Here is a 20029-nt window from a genome sequence, read left to right as displayed (position 1 = left end):
GAAATTATGCATTATCCTAAATCAAATTTTTAATTTATACAATAAGATATTCAACAAAAAAGTGGGCTGTCAAAAGTAATAAGTGTTTTTAGAAAGTAAATAGATTGAACAATTAAAATACAAACAAATAAACAACTATTTCCAATAAAAAATAGCTGTTTTTAATATTATTTATCAAAACAGAAAATAAGAGATTTGCCTAAATGAAAAAATAAAAATTATGCATTACATAATTTATTCAATACATAGCTAACAGCAACAAATCCAAAGGTGGCGGTAACCATTGTAATTGCACCAAACCCTGATTCACAGTCCATTTTTTTGTTACTATCAGCTTCACTTTTGGTAAAACAAGTCTGGCCATTCTTAGCAGGGTAAATCAGTTGTTCGGTAGAATAGACACAAGGAATAGCAAATTTACCTTTACTGTCTTTATGAAGATTATAATCATTTTTCAGTCTTTCGCGTAATTTGGCTGCTAATGGATCCTGAATTGTCTTGGCTAAATCAGCAATCTTTATTTGCGTGGGATCTTTCTGCCCCCCTGCACCACCAATCGTTATGATTTTCAATTTCTGACGCTTACAATAGGCTAATACGGCAGCTTTATCTCTTACACTGTCTATTGCATCAATAATATAATCATAACGGGGATCTTGCTTAGAACCTAAATATTGGCTGACATTATTAGCATTAATAAAATCATCCACTTCATTCACAGTACATTCAGGATTAATTTGTAAAATACGTTCTGCCATCACTGAGGTTTTAGCTTTACCTATATTAGATTTTAAAGCATGAATTTGACGGTTGGTATTTGTCACACAAATATCGTCCATATCAATTAAGGTAATTTGACCAATACCGCTACGCGCTAGCGATTCAGCAACCCAAGATCCCACACCGCCAATACCAATTACACAAATATGCGCTTGCGAAAAACATTGCAAAGCCGATTCACCATAAAGCCTTGCAATACCACTAAAACGTTGGAAGTAAGATTCTTTATTCATAGATAATTAATAATAGTGTTTATACTTAAACACTTATTTTCTCCTGAAACATTTTTATAAATTATAACGGTAATATTCTTTATATAAACAACTTATCAATAAGTATTAGTGATATTATACCTTTCAAGAATAAAAAACTAAATTTCTAGCTCTCATAAAAATCAACTAAATCATCCCGATGATGCGCAATAAGTAGGATATTATTTGTCATTAATTGTATTCGTTTGAGTTATTAATTTTCCCTACAATAAACATTGTTAACAATAATTAAAGAGGAAATAAAGAATGCGCAAACCCAAAAAACTACTTAATGATCCCAATAATGTGCGACAAGAAGTCATGCAGGGGTTGATCTATGCCTATCAGGGAAGATTAACTGCAATTTCAGAACATTGTGCCGTTTATGGTAACCATATTGCTAGCGATCAAGTTGTTATTGTCTCAGGTGGTGGCAGTGGACACGAACCAACCTTTGCAGGATTTATCGGCAAAGGCGGTATTGATGGCTGTGCACTTGGCGAAGTTTTCACCTCGCCATCTCCAGATCAAATTATAGAAGTCACCAAAACCATAGAAAAAGGAAAAGGTGTACTATTTTTGTTTGGCAACTATTCTGGAGATGGAATGAATTTTGATATTGCAGCCGAAATATTAGGAGAAGAAAATATTGTCATCAAAACGATTCGAGCAACTGATGATATTGCTTCGGCACCATTATCTAAGATTTCTGATCGCCGTGGCGTTGCTGGTATTATGTTTTTATACAAAATTGCTGGCGCTGCCGCACAATTTGAAAAATACGACCTTGAAAATCTCTACCAAGTTGTATCGAAAGCAAACAACAATGTTCGTACCATCGGTGTCGCCCTAGATGGATGCGCATTACCTCAATCAAATCATTTCAATTTTGAATTAGATGATAACGAAATTGAAATTGGTATTGGTATTCATGGTGAAGCAGGGTTGCGTCGACAAGCTATAACATCATCTGATGAAGTTGTTAAAGAGATGATAGACAGCCTGTGTAATGATTTACCGTTTAAAAAAGGCGACCGCGTGTGTGTATTAATTAATAATTTAGGCGCACTGAGTAACGCCGAACTGTTCATTGTAACACGTAAAGTCGGTATTGAGCTGAATACACGCGGCATAATCAGCCACGATGTCGTTGTTGGCCATTTTTGTACATCCCTTGAAATGTCTGGTTTTTCAATTAGCTTAATGAAATTAGATGAAGAATTACAACATCTTTATGATTTACCTTGCCAAACACTAGGATGGAGGAAATAGAATGAATTTATTACAAGTTCGTAAAATGATGTTATTTACTGCTGAAAAAATGATCGAAAGTGAACCAACATTAACCGCTTTAGATCAATTAGTGGGCGATGGTGATCACGGCATCGGTATAAAACGTGGATTTACAGCTATCATGGTGCTACTACAAGACGAAAAATTTCAACCAACGAATATAGGTGATTTTTTTACGCAAATTGGTACAAAATTAATGATAAGCATGGGCGGGGCCTCTGGTGCTATCTTTGGTACTTTATTTAGAGCGGGCGGAAAAAGTATTGCAGGCGTAACAGAGTTTGATTCCGATGCATTATCAAAACTCCTTAATGAAGGTTGGCAAGCAGTCTATGAACGCGGAAAAGCCAAACCAGGGGATAAGACTATGGTTGATGCCTTAGCCGCTAGTGCAACAACCGCAAGTCAATTAACATCTTCGACGTTAATCGATGCGCTCCCTAAAATAGCACAATCTGCTATGGAAGGCGCAGAAAAAACGAAACAGATGATCGCTGTATTTGGACGAACTAAAAATTTAGGTGAACGCGCAATTGGTCACATGGACCCTGGAGCGGCCTCAATGGCGTATATTTTGAAGTATATGAATGAATATATCCAAACCCAATAAAACAATAAATCCGCCGACATCAACGGCGGACATCATCATCGCAATATCGATAAAATAATATTCTAAGTATCATTGATAAAATATCTAAGTATTCAAACAACATCTAATTTTTTAAAATAAAATTTTTTGCTGAGTCTTTTCTATTAATTGACTAAAATAAATAGACTAAAAATTATTTTTTAAACTTAATTTGTGAAGGATATGCCCAACGTTGTAACTCCTCTGGTGGAAATCCACCTGGATCTTTACCTTCATTAATCAATAAAGCGTGATAGTATATTTCAGCCATTTCTTCAATATAAGCGGCCTTTAATACAGCATCATAAGGATCTTTGTCTACGGCAATAGCACCATGCTTTTCCATTAAAATCGCATCAGCTCGTTTTATGGGCTCTATAACACTGTTTGAAAGGTCTTGAGTACCCGGACGCCCATAGGGCGCAACAGGAATCACACCATCTTTTAAATTCAGAATTGCACACTCATAAACAACGGCAGGGATAGGTTTTGCTAATACGGCAAATGAAGTTGCAAAAATAGAATGCGTATGCGAAATAGCAAAAACATCTGGACGAGCTTTATAAATCGCAAGATGCATTAAACACTCACTGGTTGGCCTCAACCCGGAATCAGCTTCAATTACATTAGCATCAAGATCCATCACAACAATATCCCGAATTGTTAACAACTTTTTATCAATTGTTGTTGGCGTGACAAGAACATATCCCGACTCTTTATCGCGAACGCTAGAATTACCAGCTTTATGTTTACAAAGTCCCCACTCACTCGATTTTTTAGCCATGTCGACCACATATTGTTTTTGTATCTCTAACATTTTATAGCTCCTATTTTGACAAGATATTCATTGATAATTGGCAAACAATTCCCAAATTTCATTATTATTTTTGGCATTTCGTATGCGAGTTGCGCCTTCGTGGAATTCTAATAACTCATTTAATTGGGCAAGTGCTTTAAGGTGTTTTTGTGAATTATTTGTTGCTAAAACAACAATTAAATCCGCTTGCATATAACCACAAATAGAGATTCTTTCAGATAATTTAAGTAAGGACATAGCAACTTTATTCACGCCATCATCAATACCTGCGTGAGCAATAATTAATCCATTAACCAACATAATATAAGGTTGTTCAAATTGAATTTTGTTAACCATTTTTTCAAGATAATTACTTTCTATGGATTGATTATTTAACAGTGGTTGTGCGGCTAATATCAACGCATCTTGCCATGTTATATCAACATTTTCTGTAATATTGATATGTTCTTTTTGCATTAAGTCAGCTAATGAGGGAATTTCCTGTTGTGTTATTAGTACGGGGTTATCATTCATTTCATCATGATAAAGATATGCTGTTAACTCCTTTTGGAGTGCTTTTTGATCTTTGATACTGCTATATTTTTCAATAAGTAACATCAGTTCATCAATTTGAATAATGCTAGGATCAATACCCTGTAAAGTACCAATCACTTGATGACGAAAAGCATTTTTATGAAAATTATTCAATGAAGGGTTAACAACAAATAACAATTTATCGGTAGATAAATGTGAGGTAGAAAAAACAATATCGTAATAATGATGATATTTTTCAAACTCACGTTTAGACATGACATCAGAAAAATGTAATTCGGGAAGCAATACTTGTAAAGTCAGATAAAGATAAGTTGAAACTGTTGCACTATTTTCACAAACAAAAATTGCGATCTTCTTTGTTTTAATTCGATTAATCAAACCTTCTCGAGTTAACCAACCGCCTAATAGTACAGTAATAAAAGCAACTTCTTCATCTGGCATATTACAATGCAATATTTTTTCAAAAGGAGAAATCGCTTTTCGTACCATTTCATGTAAATGACTAAATTCTTGCAATACGATGTCATATACACTGTTAATATTGGAAATATGATATCGAATACGATAATAAGCAGGTTTCCAATGCTGATAAATACGTTCAATCAGTTCGCTCTTATCTTTAAAAGTGACACAACTAATTTGTTCAAAATTATCAATAACTTCAACAACACTTTCTAACAACACCGCATCTAAATGAAAATATTTATCGGATAGTGTTTGTATATTAGAACTTTGTACTAATACCATTAAAAAAATTTGCTCATTAAGATCAGTTATACCGAATTTTTCAATGAGCTTTTTCAATAATTGAAAATCACGGCTATTTGCAGCTTCGGCATAATTTTCAGGTAAAAGCTTAATTTTTTTATCGGTTTCTATCCGTTGCAACATAAAACAAATAAAGTAAGTCAACTCTTGCAACTGCTCATCAGTAAACACAATTTTTAATTTTTTTTCTATTTCACTAAAAACCTGCCCTACTTGTTCTAAACGACCTTGGCTAATAATCTCATTTTCTCTAAAAATCTTATCAGCAATTGGCATACTGATAATTCGGCGAATTAATTTTAATAACAAATAACGTTTATCGATTTCATCACCAATAATACGATAACCATTCTCACGGTCATAGTTGATTTGTAAATGATATTGAATAATCATTGCTTGTACTTTTTTAATATCATTAATAACAGTGTTTTGGCTGACAGTGAGGGACGCTGAAAGATGTATTAATGACAGCCTTTCTGTTCTAATTAACAAAAAAAATAGAAGCAAATGAATACGCTCATCTTCAGAATAAATATAACGTCCAATAGCATGAGATACTGGCTCATCCCTAAATGTTTCGATCACTAATTTTGGTATACTAAATTTACCAGTCTTAAATCTTTTAATTAATTCAAGATTAGATGACTCAAGAAAATCATTAATTTTCTTAATGGTGTAACTAAGCTGTTTACGGGTTAATCCAAATTCAGATTGAAGCTCAACACCACTAATATTGGGATTATGAATTAATGCTTTTAAAACAGCATGAATTCGAATATCAACAACCATATGATAATTACCTTATTGTTCGTTGTCTGATGGTGACTAACCTTACCATCAGATTCACTGCAAAACATATTCAACGAATACTTTATCTTTTATTTATTCATTTCTTTTTTCCGCTATATTCTGCATAATCTCTTTGCGCAGTTCACGGGCATAAAAGCAATACCCCACACACCAATAAACAGCAAAAAATAATGGAACAAAATAGCCTTTTAAGCATTGCCAAATAAATGAAAATGCATAAGTAAAAACAGGAGCATCAATAGAACTATTTGAAATTAATTGATTAGCTGGAATATCAATAGCTTTAGTTGTTAATCCTAAATCGGTAATAATTGGTGCAAATTGAGTTCCAACAAACAAGAAGAATGGCACACCAATAATCGCTAAAATCACCATTCTTAATGTGTTACCTTTAGTTAAGATATAAGCTGGGACAATAAGGGCGACATTGATAATGCCTGCAAACGGGAGAATTTTGTTGCCAGGTAAAATAACTGCCCAAATTAAAGTAAAAGGAATAGCAATGATTACTGTAAACCAAATTTCGCTTGAACCACCCATAAATGGCCAATCCAAGCCAACAAATAATTTACGTCCAGCAAAGCGTTTATTCATATATTCACTAATTGCTTCAGAAATGGGCGATAATGCTTGCATAAATAACTTAGAGATCATTGGAAATAACATAAGCGCAGTAGCGGCCTGCATACCCAGCATTAAGATAGCTGCAACTTCATAACCAGCAATCATCCCGAAAATCACACCTAATAAAAAACCAATCACATGATTTTCAGCAAATACACCAATTTTAGAACGTAATGTCGCTGCGTCCATTGGTTTATTTAAAATAGGTATTTTGCGAAGCAGTAGATCAAAAGGATAATAAATTGCACTGAAAAATAACATTCTATGAGTACAAGTTATCCCCGGAATACCCGTTAGTTTTTCAATTCGATGTTGGTTAATATCCCCCGAATTAAGCTCTAATATTATCTGCAAAGTTGCAATAATAAAGGCAAGAACCAAAGCCACAACAGAGCCTAAAATTGGGGTAGCGATGGCAACAACAATAAATGCGGTAAAAATTTTCCCCCACACATTCCATAAGTCTGCGTTAAAAGTATGAGTCTTTTTCAATACCAACATTAAAATATTGACACCCACTTGCAAAGGAAACATAAGAAAAGCATATGGCCAAGCCCAAGATACGTTCGCCATAGTCGTCCAACCGCCATCAATAATACTCAGTTCAATCCCTGTCCGTTCCATCATAGTTTGCGCAGCTGAACCAATAGCGCCAACCATAAAACCAATCAACATACTCATACCAACAAATGCAACACCTAGTGTAATGGCGGCCGAAGCGCCATCTCTAAATTTCATGCGCACAATTAAACCCGCAATGAGCATAATGAATGGTACAAAAACTGGCGCACCTAAATTTAAAATATAATTTATAGTTGTTCCGAGAAAGTCCATATTCACACTCCTATCTACAGGCATCAATAATTTTTTGTAATTCCGCTTCCATATTTATCCCTGTTAAAAATGCAATACCATTGATAACGGGAATAGAGTACTGTTTTTCAATTTTAGTTATCGCTATATAAGCAGCACTATTTTTAATGTGAGTATCGACAGATTTAAGATCCACAACTTCTACTTTTATATCATTAAAATTACGTTCTTTTAATAAACGTGTAACCTTACTGGCGACAGTTTGTGATGTAGCCACTCCACTGCCACATGCAACAATAACTTTTTTCATAATGCCTCCTTATAAATTGATATTCGACCTCAATAGTGTAAAAATTTCATATTCAGTTTTTGCATGATAAAGCGCTTCTAAAAAATGCGAATTCACAAAGCAAGACATCAATTTTTGCAATAAATCAATATGCCCATTCTTTTGGTTAAACCCGAGTAAAAACACAAAGGTAGCCTTTAATACATTGTCATTATTTGCCATTTCACACCATGGAATGGTTCCTTTTGCTCGAGTGAAGAAGATAAATGGTCTAATAACATGTTCGACATCAGTATGGGGCATAGCAACCACATAAGGTTTCGTTGGTAACGCGGTAGGAAATGAAGACTCTCTTTGTTTGATTGCGTCTAAAAAGGAATGGTTCACATAACCACCATTTTTTAAAATAGGAAACGTAAAATCGAAAAATTGATTAGTATTTTGAAAGTTTTTATCTAAAAGAATCAAATCTTCAAATAATATTTGGTCGTTAGATTCATTTCCCATTTTATCCTCCATCATGATGTGATGTGCAAATTTATAAAAATATTGCGAATTTGCAATTGTTAGAATTAAATCAGCATTAATTTGATATGATTAATTTTAGGAAATTAAGATAAAAGTGACGAATGGATTTGATACCAAATAATATCCATGACATTGCTCATCATAGGAATAACTATGCTATAAAAATAAGATCTATTTATTGGGCAGGATTTAAAAATGTGTGATTCTGAACATAATAAATGAGCTGATATTCCGCCTGCTTTAGTGCAAACGGAATAAGGAAATAACTAGATCATTAGAAATTGATACATCAATTTTTAAATGAATGAATTGGCGCGGGAATGCGCCCCCCACGGTTGATGAAATTACATGAGCCAAATTTGCTTACCGGCATGACTGGGGCATGACCTAGTAAGCCACCAAATTCGATATTATCGCCGACTTTTAAACCCATCGCAGGAATAATTCGTACCGCTGTTGTTTTATGATTAATCACCCCTATTGCAGCCTCATCAGCAATAATTGCTGAAATAGTTTCCGCAGGTGTATCGCCAGGAATTGCAATCATATCGAGTCCAACTGAACACACACAGGTCATCGCTTCAAGTTTTTCAAGATTAAGCGCGCCGTTATTGACAGCATCAATCATACCTGCATCTTCAGAAACAGGGATAAATGCTCCGCTTAAACCACCAACATGACCACACGCCATCACGCCGCCTTTTTTAACTGCATCATTAAGCATTGCTAGTGCCGCTGTAGTACCATGAGTACCAACGGATTCTAATCCCATTTCTTCTAAAATATGTGCCACTGAATCCCCCATTGCTGGCGTTGGTGCTAACGATAAATCAACAATACCAAATTTAATCCCTAAACGTTCGGAAGCCTCTTTCCCCACCAACTGTCCCATACGAGTAATTTTAAAAGCAGTCTTTTTAATGGTTTCCGCAACAATATCAAATGGATGACCTTTCACTTTTTCAAGTGCTCGTTTAACCACGCCAGGTCCACTAACCCCAATGTTAATGACACAATCAGCCTCACCTACACCATGAAAGGCACCGGCCATAAATGGATTATCTTCAACTGCATTAGCAAATACCACTAATTTTGCACACGCCATACTGCTATTAGCTGCTGTTAATTCTGCAGATTCTTTAATAATTTGTCCCATCTGCTTTACTGCATCCATGTTGATACCGGTTTGTGTAGAACCAACATTCACCGATGAGCAAACTCGTTCAGTTTGTGCAAGTGCTTGTGGAATTGATTTAATCAAAATCGCATCACCTTTATGGTAGCCTTTTTGTACCAGAGCCGAAAATCCACCAATAAAGTTAACACCGACCGCTTTGGCAGCTTTGTCCAATGTTTTGGCAAATGCGACATAATTATTATCGTTACTTGCGCCAGCAATTAACGATATCGGTGTAACAGAAATACGTTTATTGATAATTGGAATACCAAATTCTGAGGTAATATCATCACCTACTTTAACAAGATCTTTGGCCAGTCGTGTAATTTTGTTATAGATCTTCTGACGTGCTTTCTCACCATCACTATCTATACAATCAAGGAGAGAAATACCCATAGTTATTGTGCGGATATCAAGCTTTTCTTCCTCAATCATTTTAATGGTTTCGAGAATCTGTTTTGTTTCCATTAGTACCATCCTTTTATAAAAATATAAAATTGATATTACAAACGATGCATAGCATCAAAAATTTCTTCTCTTTGAATATTTACTTTAACTTTTAGCTTTTCACCCGTTTGTGTCAATGCTGTTTTTACCTCATCAAATTTCACATTGATGTTAGACAAGTCAAGTAACATAACCATCGTAAAATACTCATCCATAATAGTTTGGCTGACATCTAAAATATTAATATCTAATTCATATAATTTTTGGCTAATACCAGCAATGATACCTGTTTGATCTTTACCTATTACTGTTAAAATGGTTTTCATAACACTCTCCGCACAAAATTTAGACAGTTAAATAATATTTATTGAGCTAAACATGATAGCATCTTCAAAAATTATCGAAATAGGAGTAGATTGTTTTTTTTCAGTAAAAATAAAAATATCATTATAAAAAACTACAAAGAGTGACATTATGGTAAATTTCCAAAAATCCAATAAATTGGATCATGTTTGTTACGACATCCGTGGTCCCATTCTTGAGCATGCAAAGCGACTTGAAGAAGAAGGTCAAACTATTCTTAAACTTAACATTGGAAATCCCGCACCTTTTGGTTTTGCCGCCCCTGACGAATTATTAGTTGATGTAATTAGAAATTTACCTTCTTCACAAGGATATTGTGATTCCAAAGGTCTTTATTCTGCCCGTAAAGCAATCATGCAATATTATCAAGCTCGAGGAGTTAGTAATTTAGATGTTGAAGATATTTACATTGGCAACGGTGTATCAGAATTAATAGTGCAATCCATGCAAGCATTACTTAATAGCAATGATGAAATACTTGTACCTATGCCTGACTATCCATTATGGACAGCAGCTGTTAGCTTGTCTGGAGGTAATGCAGTGCACTATCTTTGCGATGAAGAAGCAAATTGGTCACCAGATATCGAAGATATTAGAAGAAAAATAACACCAAAAACAAAAGGGATAGTAATCATTAACCCAAACAACCCAACTGGCGCGGTTTATAGCAAGGAAGTATTACTTGAGATCGCCGAAATCGCTCGTCAAAATAACCTGATCATTTTTGCTGATGAGATTTATGACAAAATTTTATACGATAATTCAGTGCATTATTCTATTGCTACATTAGCACCCGATTTATTTGTTATTACCATGAGTGGCCTATCAAAAACTTACCGAGTTGCAGGGTTTAGGCAAGGTTGGATGGCACTTTGTGGTCCTAAACACCATGTAAAAGGCTATATCGAAGGCTTAAATATGCTGGCTTCAATGCGTTTATGTGCCAATGTACCATTACAACATGCTATTCAAGGTGCATTAGGTGGTTATCAAAGCATCAACGAATTTATTGTACCGGGAGGACGACTATACGATCAGTGTATGTTGGCATGGCGTTTACTTAATGATATCCCCGGTGTTTCATGTACTAAACCTCAGGGTGCTTTGTATCTATTTCCCAAATTAGATCAGAAAAAATTTAATATCCATAACGATCAAAAATTGGTATTAGATTTTTTGTTACAAGAAAAAGTGCTACTTGTACAAGGAACCGGTTTTAATTGGCATAAGCCCGATCATGTTAGAATTGTTGCTTTACCTCATTTAGGTGATCTTGAAGACGCTATTGGGCGGTTTGCTAAATTCTTATCTTCTTATAAACAATAAAAAGGGAATACCTTTTGTTAATTCCCGAGTTGATTTGTTGATGGATTACTCAATAAATCCATCAATAAATATCTGCTATCAAATACAATAATGCCATATAAAACAGAATTATGAATAGCGTTGTTGTATTTTATTATTTCAAGAATAAAATAGTGGCTTTTTACTCTTATTGCCTCAAACAAACTAAACACGTTAAGTATAAATTCAAAGTGATATTGTTCTTTCTTTCAGCTAAAATAAATCACCATAAATCTTATCTCAATTGGTTAAAATAATGTTAAAAAAAGCCATCGCATTTACACTATCCGCCTCACTATTATTACAAAGCACATCTATCGTTTATGCTGATAATATCAATCTTCCCGATATTGGCACCGCCGCAGCCACAACGTTAAGTATCGGCCAAGAAATGGAGATGGGCGATTATTATATGCGACTGTTGCGAGCCAGCGCTCCCATAATAAACGACCCTGTTTTAAACCAATATATTAATGAATTAGGTGATAAATTAGTCGCTAAATCAGAATCAGTAAAAACACCTTTCCATTTTTATATTATGAAAAGCGATGTATTAAACGCATTTGCTTTTTTTGGTGGTAATGTAGTCATTCATTCTCGACTCATTTTAGATACTGACAATGAAAGCCAATTAGCCTCCGTTATGGCTCACGAAATTGGCCATGTCACCCAGCGCCATTTGGCCAGAGCAATGGAAAATCAAAACCGTAATAGCCCTTATGTTTGGGGGGCAACATTAGGCTCTTTATTACTAACATTAGCCAATCCCGAAGCCGGCATGGCAGCAATAACCAGTACCATGGCGGGCTCTGCTCAAAGTATGATTAGTTTTACGCAAAGTAATGAACAAGAGGCCGATCGTGTCGGTCTAAGAACGCTTGCTAAAGCTGATTTCGATCCTTATGCTTCATCTGATTTTTTACAAAAACTCGCCGATCAAAGCCGTTTTAGCAGTAAACCACCTGAAATTTTACTTACTCACCCATTACCCAATAGCCGTTTGACCGATATTCGTAATCGTTCAATGCAATATAGCAAAAAGCATATATCGCCATCATTAAATTATTATCTAGCAAAAGCCCGATTAGCAATATTAATGGCTAAAAATAAAAATACCGCAAAATTATTAATTGAAGATTATAAAAAATTGAATAATGAACAAAGTAATATAGCCATTATCTATAGTAGTGCTTTAGCTGACAATTTAAGTGGTAATAATCAAAAAGCGAAACAACAACTGCAACCATTATTAGATAGTGATCCTAATAATATTTGGTATATTGATTTAATGACTGATATTGATTTAGCGCTCAACAATAACAGTGCCGCAATTACTCGCCTACAAGTGGCATTAAAAAAAGCACCAAATAGCTCTGCATTTCAATTAAATCTAGCTAATGCGTATATAAAAAATAGAAACTATCAACAAGCCGTAAGCTTGTTACACCGCTATACGTTTGACCACAATGACGATACCAATGGCTGGGATTTACTCATTACAGCTTATGGCGGGTTACATTCAAGGGCTCAAGAAATGAGTGCTCAAGCCGAAGCAATTGCATTAGAAGGTCAATTTCAACAAGCTGTTCAATTACTACAAAATGCTAAAAATCAAACCAAAGGTAATCAAACAATGATTTCCAAAATTGATGCAAGAATCAATCAACTAAAGCAACTAGAAAAGCGTTATGCGGCTTATAAGCGATAATTATTAATTAATTTTAACGATAACATCTCGACTAATCATTTCAATAACCGTTAGTCGAGAAGATAACAAATGCTTATTTTTCGGTCAAATGTTCCACATTGTTGAAGAATTTAACAGTAAATGTTCCTTCGGATTGGTCATTACTTTGCTTGTAGTTAACCACACTAATGCTGGTATTTAACATCCGAGGAAAATAAGCTTCATCGCGATGTAAACGCCAATCGCCACCATTTAAAACACAAAGTAATATGCGTAATACTGTACCGTGCGACACAACCAAAATATTACCGGTATCTTGGGGTGCGTTTTGTACAATAGTGTTTAGCCCCTGCTTCATACGCACAAGTATATCAAGGTAATTTTCACCTTGATTGACGGAAGCATCAAAATTAGCAGGATCAGTTAAATAAGTCGTAAACTCAGGAAACTCTTTTTTCAATTGAGGAACATGCCTACCTTCCCAAATACCAAAATCCATCTCTCGCAGATCAGCAAGTTCAAAAGTAGGAATAACCATATTATTTTCGTTAACAATATAATCGCGGGTTTCCATAGCGCGTTGTTGCGTACTTGAGTATGCTTGCATAAAAGGAACATTTTTTAAATGTTGTCCAGTCACTTTAGCACCTAAAATACCCTGCTCAGTTAACGGTGAATTTTGAGATCCTTGCATCTGATCTTTAATATTCCACTGCGTTTGTCCATGCCTAATTAAGTATAAATTAATATCTTTCATTCGTACTCACTACCTTTTTTATTTTAAGATTCTGTTTGCTCATATTTAGCTTTTCTAAGATAGGTTAAACAAGCCTGTAAAGTAGCATCCATTGGCGCATGTAATTGCATCTCTTGTAAACTTTTAGGATGAATAAATTTAACACTGGCGGCATGTAAAAATAATCGATTAAGCTTTGTATCAGCCAATAATGCATCAAATTGCCTATCCCCATAGCGATCATCAAAAGCAATTGGATGATTAGCATATTGAGTATGTATGCGAATTTGATGAGTCCGCCCAGTAACAGGGCTTGCTTTAATCAAGGTTGCAAAATCAAATCGTTCTTCAACTTTAAAACGCGTTTCTGATGGTTTACCTTCTTTATCTACTTTCACCACTCGTTCACCGCTTTTTAATACATTTTTAAGGAGAGGGGCTTGTATTACTTTACATTCAGAAGTCCAGTTCCCCTTAACAAGCGCCAAATAATTTTTCTGCATTTGTTTAAGGCGTAATTGCTCGTGTAACGATTTTAGTGCCGAGCGTTTTTTAGCAATCAACAATACGCCCGATGTTTCGCGATCAATGCGATGTACCAACTCCAAAAACTTTGCTTCAGGTCTTAAAGCGCGTAAAGCTTCGATCACACCGAAACTTAAACCACTACCACCATGAACAGCAATACCTGATGGTTTATTAATCGCCAATATAACATCATCTTCATAGATAACTGTTTTTTCTAAATCAGCGACTTTATTAAGCTTGGTCGAAATTTCGGGTGTAGATTTTTTAGTCATGCGAATAGGAGGAATACGGATTTCATCGCCAATATTCAATTTATATTCAGGCTTAATCCGCTTTTTGTTAACACGAACTTCGCCCTTTCTTAAAATGCGGTAAATCATACTTTTTGGTACACCCTTTAAATAGGTGATTAAAAAGTTATCAATACGCTGCGTCGCATTTTCCTCTGAAATGGTAACAAATGAGACTTGCAATTTTATTTCTGAAACAGTTGCGTCCATAAGAAATGATTAATCCACCATCAATAAATAAAGTCGTTTACATTATAAAAAAATAAACTACACTATCGTATTAAAATAATAAGATAGATTATATTCAATATAATTGAAGAAAGATTATAGCGGAATATGGAGGAATAAAATAGTATGTTATCCCTACTGAACCAATACTCACAAAGCCGATTCGCTTGGTTCTTATTGCTCTTTTCCACTCTTGCTTTTGAAATAACTGCGCTTTATTTTCAACATGGTTTAGGGTTGGCACCTTGTACACTCTGTATTTATCAGCGTTGCGCCATATTAGGCATCATGCTAGCTAGTATAGTAGGACTCATTGCTCCTCGTCAGATTATTGTTCGATTAATAAGTATTTTTATTTGGCTTTTTAGTGCCTATAAAGGCTTTTGTGTAGCAGCATTCCATGCTCATTTACAATTCGAACCTAATTTAAGTGATACTTGTGCAATTAAAGTCCAGTTCCCAGCTTGGTTACCTTTAGATGTATTGATCCCTAACATGTTTAATGCTTATGGTTCTTGTGCCGATAAAATTTGGACATTTTTAACCATCGAAATGTCACAATGGATGATTATTATTTTTGCGTGCTATCTTTTTGTTGGTTTAGGCGTGTTAATCTCACAGGTCTTCCCATCGCCCAGAGGTTCAATCTGGAGTAAGAAGTAACTTTATTTATAACACTGGCACTTTTTGTTGAGTTTGTTAGAATGTGTGGCAATTTTATTTTACAAATTGTCACATAAATGCTTTTGGAATATCACCCGCCTATTGAACCTTGGCTATCTATTTTGTATCAAGACGACCATATTGTGGTTGTAAATAAACAACCTGGTATTTTATCGGTTTCAGGCAATAAACCCCAATTTATAGATAGTATTATTCATCGATTACAGCAAAAATATAGCTACGTCGAATCCGTTCATCGGTTAGATATGGCAACCAGTGGTATTATGGTTGCCGCACTGTCTAAATTAGCCGATCGAGAAATAAAAAAACAGTTTCGAGAACGGATCCCTAAAAAAATCTATATTGCTGTTGTACATGGACATATTCAAAATGACACTGGTTGTGTCGAATTACCTTTAATTTGTGATTGGCCTAATCGCCCAAGGCAAATGGTCGATTTAGAAAATGGCAAACATGCGCTAACTGAATATCAGGTGATTTCACGTAATTCTGATAATACAACACGAATCAAATTATTGCCTTTTACAGGGCGATCGCATCAATTACGTGTTCATATGCAAGCCATTGGCCATCCGATTTTAGGCGATAAATTTTATGCGCATCCCGAAGCGTTTGCCATGTCTAAAAGACTGCTATTACATGCGCAATTACTCACGATTAATCATCCCAAAACCGGCGAAAGTATGACATTTAGTTGTGAGCCTGATTTTTAAAGAGTAAATACAAAATTAGCAATCATTATAGAATAATCTGCTCATGCCAATAACAGATAAGCAATTGCTATTAAGGAAATTAAAATGAAAAAAATTGTTTTAGCTACAAATAATCAAGGCAAAGTTAATGAATTGCAAAAATTACTCGCTGATGCAGGTTTTGATATTATTGCACAAAGCCAATTTAATGTACCAGATGCCGATGAAACAGGTTTAACCTTTATTGAAAATGCAATTTTAAAAGCGAGACATACCGCAAAATTAACTGGGCTACCTGCCATTGCCGATGACTCAGGCTTAGCGGTAAATTCACTTGGTGGTGCGCCTGGTATCTATTCTGCTCGTTATGCGGGTGAACATGGTAATGACAAAAGCAATAATCAAAAGTTACTCAAGGCATTACAAAACTTCCCAAAAGAAAAGCGCACCGCTTACTTTTATTGTGCGCTGGTTTTTATGCGACACGAAAACGACCCAACACCAATCATCTGTTTAGGTAAATGGAATGGTTTAATCTTAAATGAAGAGCAAGGAGATGGAGGATTTGGTTACGATCCACTTTTTTATGTACCAGAATTAGGTTGCACCGCAGCGCAGCTGACTAAAGAACAGAAAAGCCAAATATCACATCGGGGTCAAGCTCTTAAACAATTAATTGCAAAAATTAAAATTGATTATTAATTGTTAACAATATTATTTATACTCGAAATTGTATATAAAGAAATAAACAGTATATAATTAATGCATCAATAATATTGGAGTTAATATTGTGATTCTAATGATAGTAAGTGGTCGCTCCGGATCTGGCAAATCAATTGCTCTACGAGCACTAGAAGATATGGGATTTTATTGTGTTGATAATATTCCCGTTGTTTTATTACCTCAATTAGCCAACTCATTAAAAGACAATAATCCCCCGGTTGCCATTAGCATCGATATTCGAAATTTACCAGAGCAATTTGATTTCAATAACGATATCTTTCAACACTTACCCCAATCTGTTACACCAGAGATTATTTTCTTTGATTGCAGCCGTAATACTTTAATTCGACGCTATAGTGAAACAAGGCGAATTCACCCATTAACCAATCAACGATATTCTCTTGAAGAAGCAATCGACCTTGAAGAAAAATATCTAGAGCCGTTAAAGTCGCACGCAAGCCTAGTTATAAACACCGATGATCTTTCTGTTCATGAACTATCTGACATATTAAGATCGCGTATTTTAGGTAAAAAAGAACGCGAATTAACCATTATTTTTGAATCATTTGGTTTTAAACATGGTCTACCAGTTGATGCTGATTTTGTGTTTGATGTCAGGTTTTTACCTAATCCACATTGGGATGTCAGTTTGCGTCCGCTAACAGGTTTAGACGAACCAGTAAAAGCATATTTATTAAAACACAATGAAGTATCCAATTTTATCTACCAAACCGCCAATTACTTAAATCAATGGCTACCTTTATTAGAAAAGAACAACCGTAGTTATTTAACCATTGCCATTGGATGTACAGGTGGTCAGCACCGTTCTGTCTTTATTGCTGAACAGTTAGCTACATTTTTTAAAGCACAGAATAAACAAGTACAAATTCGCCATCGAACTTTAGAAAAAAAATAACGGCTATTCCTCAATAACATTAAAGTTTGATATTTCTTCAATTCGTTTTTTACATCTTTCAAAAATATCTTTTAATGTCATTTTATGTTTAACCGGTGCTGGTATTGGCGTAATCAATTGACTAATTTTGGTTAATTCAATATCCACAGGTAAATTGGCCAGCTTTGTTTTTAACACACTAACCGTTTGAGGATGCGGATGACCAATAGCAATGGCCACGCCATTCTTGCGTGCCAGTTTTATAGCCAAATCAAATTGCTTGCTAATCGCACTTTCTTTTTGCAGATCATCTAAAAATACATCACGCGTTAATACTGGGATATTATAATCACTAGCGGCTTTTTTTACTTGAGTCTTACCAATAGTTACGCTATCTAAGAAAAACATCGAATAATGGCTTAATGCTTTCATAACATGTGTCATACCAGTAAGATTTGATGTCATCAAACTACCCATATGATTATTAACGCCGATGGCATGAGGCACACGCTCAACCGCATTATCTATAATCGTTTTTATCTCACTCCCACTCATATAAGGGAATAATGTATCTTTTTCTAACGGTTGTTTGTTAATAGGCGCCATCGGCAGGTGAATGATGACATCATTACCATGTTCATATGCCATAGTAGCAATGCGCTTGGCATTCGGCGAATGGGGTAAAACCGCAATAGTAATATTGGGTGAAATAGCAATAATTTGCTCTTCATTATGTTGGCGATACCCAAAATCATCAATGACTAGTGCAAGTTTCGCTGCCCATGCATAGTGGGTATTTAGTGCTAATAGACTTATAACAAGCATGTTTATAAAATGCATTATTTCAACCACCCTCTAGGATCAAGCGCCTTACCATCACGGCGAATTTCAAAATATAAAGCGGGTATGGTTTGCCCTCCACTTGAACCAACCAGAGCAATAGGTTGCCCACTGTGAATTTTATCGCCCACCTCAACCAACATGCGTTGATTATAGCCATATAAACTCATATCCCCTTTACCATGCTCAAGCGCAACAACAAAACCATAGCCTTGTAACCAACTTGCCAATATAACTCGACCATCAGCAATGGCCTTAACTTGAGTGCCATCTTTAGCATTAATCACCATTCCTTTCCAATAAAGTTCACCTTGAAGCAATTCGCCAAATCGATGTGCAACACTACCATTCACAGGCCAACTAAACTGATGATGCGGTTTGCCAATACCACTTACACGAGCCATTAAAGCCCGTTCATGAGTATTAAGGGCATAACTTGTATTTTTTTGCTTTTCTTTAATATGTTTTGCTTGCCTTGCTTCTTCTTCTGCTATGCGTCGACTTTCCCTTTCTGCTTGGGCAATTTTGGCTTGTAATTTGGCTTCATTGTTACGCAAATCAGCTAATTTTTGTTGATTTGCTTGCATTGATGATTCAAGAGCGGTTATCGTTTTTTGGCGATTTTGGCGATTTTTTTCAAGCTCAGTTTGCTGTTCTTTTTGTTTTTTTTGTAATGTTGTATGCGAATCTTGCTTTTTTTGTAGCTCAACTCTCTTTTCATTCAATTGTATTTGTGTATCTTCAAGATCGTGAATTTGTTGTTGGCGCGCTTGGTTAATGTAACCGTAATAAGTGATTATTCGATCATTACGTTCACTTTTCTCTCCCGAAAAAATTAGATCAAACCCTGTTGTATTGCCTAGTTTAAATGCACTTTCGAGTTGTTTTGACAACACGGCTCGTTGCTGTTTTTGTTTTATAGTTAATATATCAATTTGTTTAACTAAATTATTGATTTCTTGCTTGAGTTTTCTAAGTGATAAATTATTTTTTTCAATCGAGGTTAAAAGCTTAGCAATTTCTGTTTCTTGCTGTTTAAGGTCATTAACTAGTTCGGTACGTTCTTTTTTTTGCTGCGCTAAACGCTTTTCTTGTGCTGCAATAGAACGACGTAAGGATTGAAGCTGCTGATTATCATCAGCATACACAAAATTAACCTTCATTAATCCAACAATAACAATAACAACAATTTTTTGACAAATAGACATGGCGTTGTATTTATAATTTGTAACCAAGCAATAATAATTGTTGTCACTATAC

20 protein-coding genes are annotated in these 20029 nt (G+C 35.1%); 8 read left to right on the top strand and 12 right to left on the bottom strand.

Annotation, left to right across the window (positions count from 1 at the left end; translation table 11 throughout):
- Positions 1 to 218: 218 nt before the first annotated feature.
- Positions 219 to 1013 carry a tRNA cyclic N6-threonylcarbamoyladenosine(37) synthase TcdA gene (gene tcdA / locus A9G22_RS02960; RefSeq protein WP_065587198.1) on the bottom strand — a complete coding sequence of 265 codons (795 nt, stop codon included), beginning with the start codon at positions 1011 to 1013 and terminating at the stop codon, positions 219 to 221.
- A gap of 285 nt (positions 1014 to 1298) precedes the next feature.
- Between tcdA and A9G22_RS02955 the strand changes: the two genes are divergently transcribed.
- Both A9G22_RS02955 and dhaL read left to right on the top strand, forming a co-directional pair.
- Positions 1299 to 2303, top strand: coding sequence for a dihydroxyacetone kinase subunit DhaK (locus tag A9G22_RS02955; protein WP_065587197.1), 1005 nt, complete (start codon positions 1299 to 1301; stop codon positions 2301 to 2303).
- A gap of 1 nt (position 2304) precedes the next feature.
- Positions 2305 to 2934, top strand: a complete 630-nt coding sequence (gene dhaL / locus A9G22_RS02950; protein ID WP_075508333.1) for a dihydroxyacetone kinase subunit DhaL — start codon at positions 2305 to 2307, stop codon at positions 2932 to 2934.
- Between the two features lie 172 nt (positions 2935 to 3106).
- Here the strand turns inward: dhaL and A9G22_RS02945 are convergent, their stop codons facing one another.
- The 7 genes from A9G22_RS02945 to A9G22_RS02915 all read right to left on the bottom strand — a co-directional run bounded on the left by A9G22_RS02945 (position 3107) and on the right by A9G22_RS02915 (position 10085).
- The gene (locus A9G22_RS02945; RefSeq protein WP_065587195.1) at positions 3107 to 3769 is read right to left on the bottom strand and encodes a class II aldolase/adducin family protein; all 663 of its coding nucleotides are present in this window, start codon (positions 3767 to 3769) and stop codon (positions 3107 to 3109) included.
- Positions 3770 to 3796: 27 nt separating this feature from the next.
- A complete protein-coding gene (locus A9G22_RS02940; protein WP_075508332.1) occupies positions 3797 to 5860 on the bottom strand; it encodes a BglG family transcription antiterminator in 2064 nt (687 codons plus the stop codon).
- Between the two features lie 93 nt (positions 5861 to 5953).
- A complete protein-coding gene (locus A9G22_RS02935) occupies positions 5954 to 7339 on the bottom strand; it encodes a PTS galactitol transporter subunit IIC (RefSeq protein ID WP_075508331.1) in 1386 nt (461 codons plus the stop codon).
- Positions 7340 to 7349: 10 nt separating this feature from the next.
- Positions 7350 to 7628, bottom strand: a complete 279-nt coding sequence (locus A9G22_RS02930; protein WP_065587192.1) for a PTS sugar transporter subunit IIB — start codon at positions 7626 to 7628, stop codon at positions 7350 to 7352.
- Between the two features lie 9 nt (positions 7629 to 7637).
- Positions 7638 to 8114, bottom strand: coding sequence for a PTS sugar transporter subunit IIA (locus A9G22_RS02925; protein WP_065587191.1), 477 nt, complete (start codon positions 8112 to 8114; stop codon positions 7638 to 7640).
- 310 nt (positions 8115 to 8424) lie between these two features.
- Positions 8425 to 9780: a PFL family protein gene (locus tag A9G22_RS02920; protein WP_075508330.1), complete on the bottom strand. Its 1356-nt coding sequence runs from the start codon at positions 9778 to 9780 to the stop codon at positions 8425 to 8427.
- A gap of 35 nt (positions 9781 to 9815) precedes the next feature.
- A complete protein-coding gene (locus tag A9G22_RS02915) occupies positions 9816 to 10085 on the bottom strand; it encodes an ACT domain-containing protein (RefSeq protein WP_065587189.1) in 270 nt (89 codons plus the stop codon).
- Positions 10086 to 10233: 148 nt separating this feature from the next.
- Between A9G22_RS02915 and A9G22_RS02910 the strand changes: the two genes are divergently transcribed.
- Positions 10234 to 11448 carry a pyridoxal phosphate-dependent aminotransferase gene (locus tag A9G22_RS02910; RefSeq protein ID WP_075508329.1) on the top strand — a complete coding sequence of 405 codons (1215 nt, stop codon included), beginning with the start codon at positions 10234 to 10236 and terminating at the stop codon, positions 11446 to 11448.
- Positions 11449 to 11722: 274 nt separating this feature from the next.
- Positions 11723 to 13174: a beta-barrel assembly-enhancing protease gene (locus A9G22_RS02905; RefSeq protein ID WP_075508328.1), complete on the top strand. Its 1452-nt coding sequence runs from the start codon at positions 11723 to 11725 to the stop codon at positions 13172 to 13174.
- Between the two features lie 73 nt (positions 13175 to 13247).
- Here A9G22_RS02905 and A9G22_RS02900 read toward each other — a convergent pair whose 3' ends face one another.
- Both A9G22_RS02900 and rluC read right to left on the bottom strand, forming a co-directional pair.
- Positions 13248 to 13910, bottom strand: coding sequence for a histidine phosphatase family protein (locus A9G22_RS02900; RefSeq protein ID WP_065587186.1), 663 nt, complete (start codon positions 13908 to 13910; stop codon positions 13248 to 13250).
- Between the two features lie 23 nt (positions 13911 to 13933).
- Entirely contained in the window at positions 13934 to 14917 is a 984-nt protein-coding gene (rluC, locus tag A9G22_RS02895) for a 23S rRNA pseudouridine(955/2504/2580) synthase RluC (protein ID WP_075508327.1), read from the bottom strand.
- Positions 14918 to 15061: 144 nt separating this feature from the next.
- On the opposite strand from rluC, the gene dsbB reads away from it, so the two are divergent.
- The 4 genes from dsbB to rapZ all read left to right on the top strand — a co-directional run bounded on the left by dsbB (position 15062) and on the right by rapZ (position 17950).
- Positions 15062 to 15598, top strand: coding sequence for a disulfide bond formation protein DsbB (gene dsbB / locus A9G22_RS02890; RefSeq protein WP_065587184.1), 537 nt, complete (start codon positions 15062 to 15064; stop codon positions 15596 to 15598).
- 77 nt (positions 15599 to 15675) lie between these two features.
- A complete protein-coding gene (gene rluA, locus A9G22_RS02885) occupies positions 15676 to 16332 on the top strand; it encodes a bifunctional tRNA pseudouridine(32) synthase/23S rRNA pseudouridine(746) synthase RluA (protein WP_065587183.1) in 657 nt (218 codons plus the stop codon).
- 84 nt (positions 16333 to 16416) lie between these two features.
- Entirely contained in the window at positions 16417 to 17013 is a 597-nt protein-coding gene (locus A9G22_RS02880) for an XTP/dITP diphosphatase (protein ID WP_065587182.1), read from the top strand.
- A gap of 88 nt (positions 17014 to 17101) precedes the next feature.
- Complete coding sequence (gene rapZ, locus A9G22_RS02875; protein ID WP_065587181.1) at positions 17102 to 17950, top strand: RNase adapter RapZ; 849 nt, start codon at positions 17102 to 17104, stop codon at positions 17948 to 17950.
- Between the two features lie 3 nt (positions 17951 to 17953).
- Here rapZ and A9G22_RS02870 read toward each other — a convergent pair whose 3' ends face one another.
- Entirely contained in the window at positions 17954 to 18769 is an 816-nt protein-coding gene (locus A9G22_RS02870; protein ID WP_065587180.1) for a divergent polysaccharide deacetylase family protein, read from the bottom strand.
- A complete protein-coding gene (gene envC / locus A9G22_RS02865; protein WP_176700215.1) occupies positions 18769 to 19977 on the bottom strand; it encodes a murein hydrolase activator EnvC in 1209 nt (402 codons plus the stop codon). Before envC ends, A9G22_RS02870 begins: the two co-directional genes overlap by 1 nt.
- Positions 19978 to 20029 lie beyond the last annotated feature (52 nt).

Origin of the sequence: Gilliamella sp. App2-1, from assembly GCF_001690255.1 — a bacterium.
Lineage (GTDB): Bacteria > Pseudomonadota > Gammaproteobacteria > Enterobacterales > Orbaceae > Gilliamella > Gilliamella apicola_G.
Note: the sequence above shows the minus strand (reverse complement) of the source record. Positions and strands in the feature narration are given on the sequence as shown.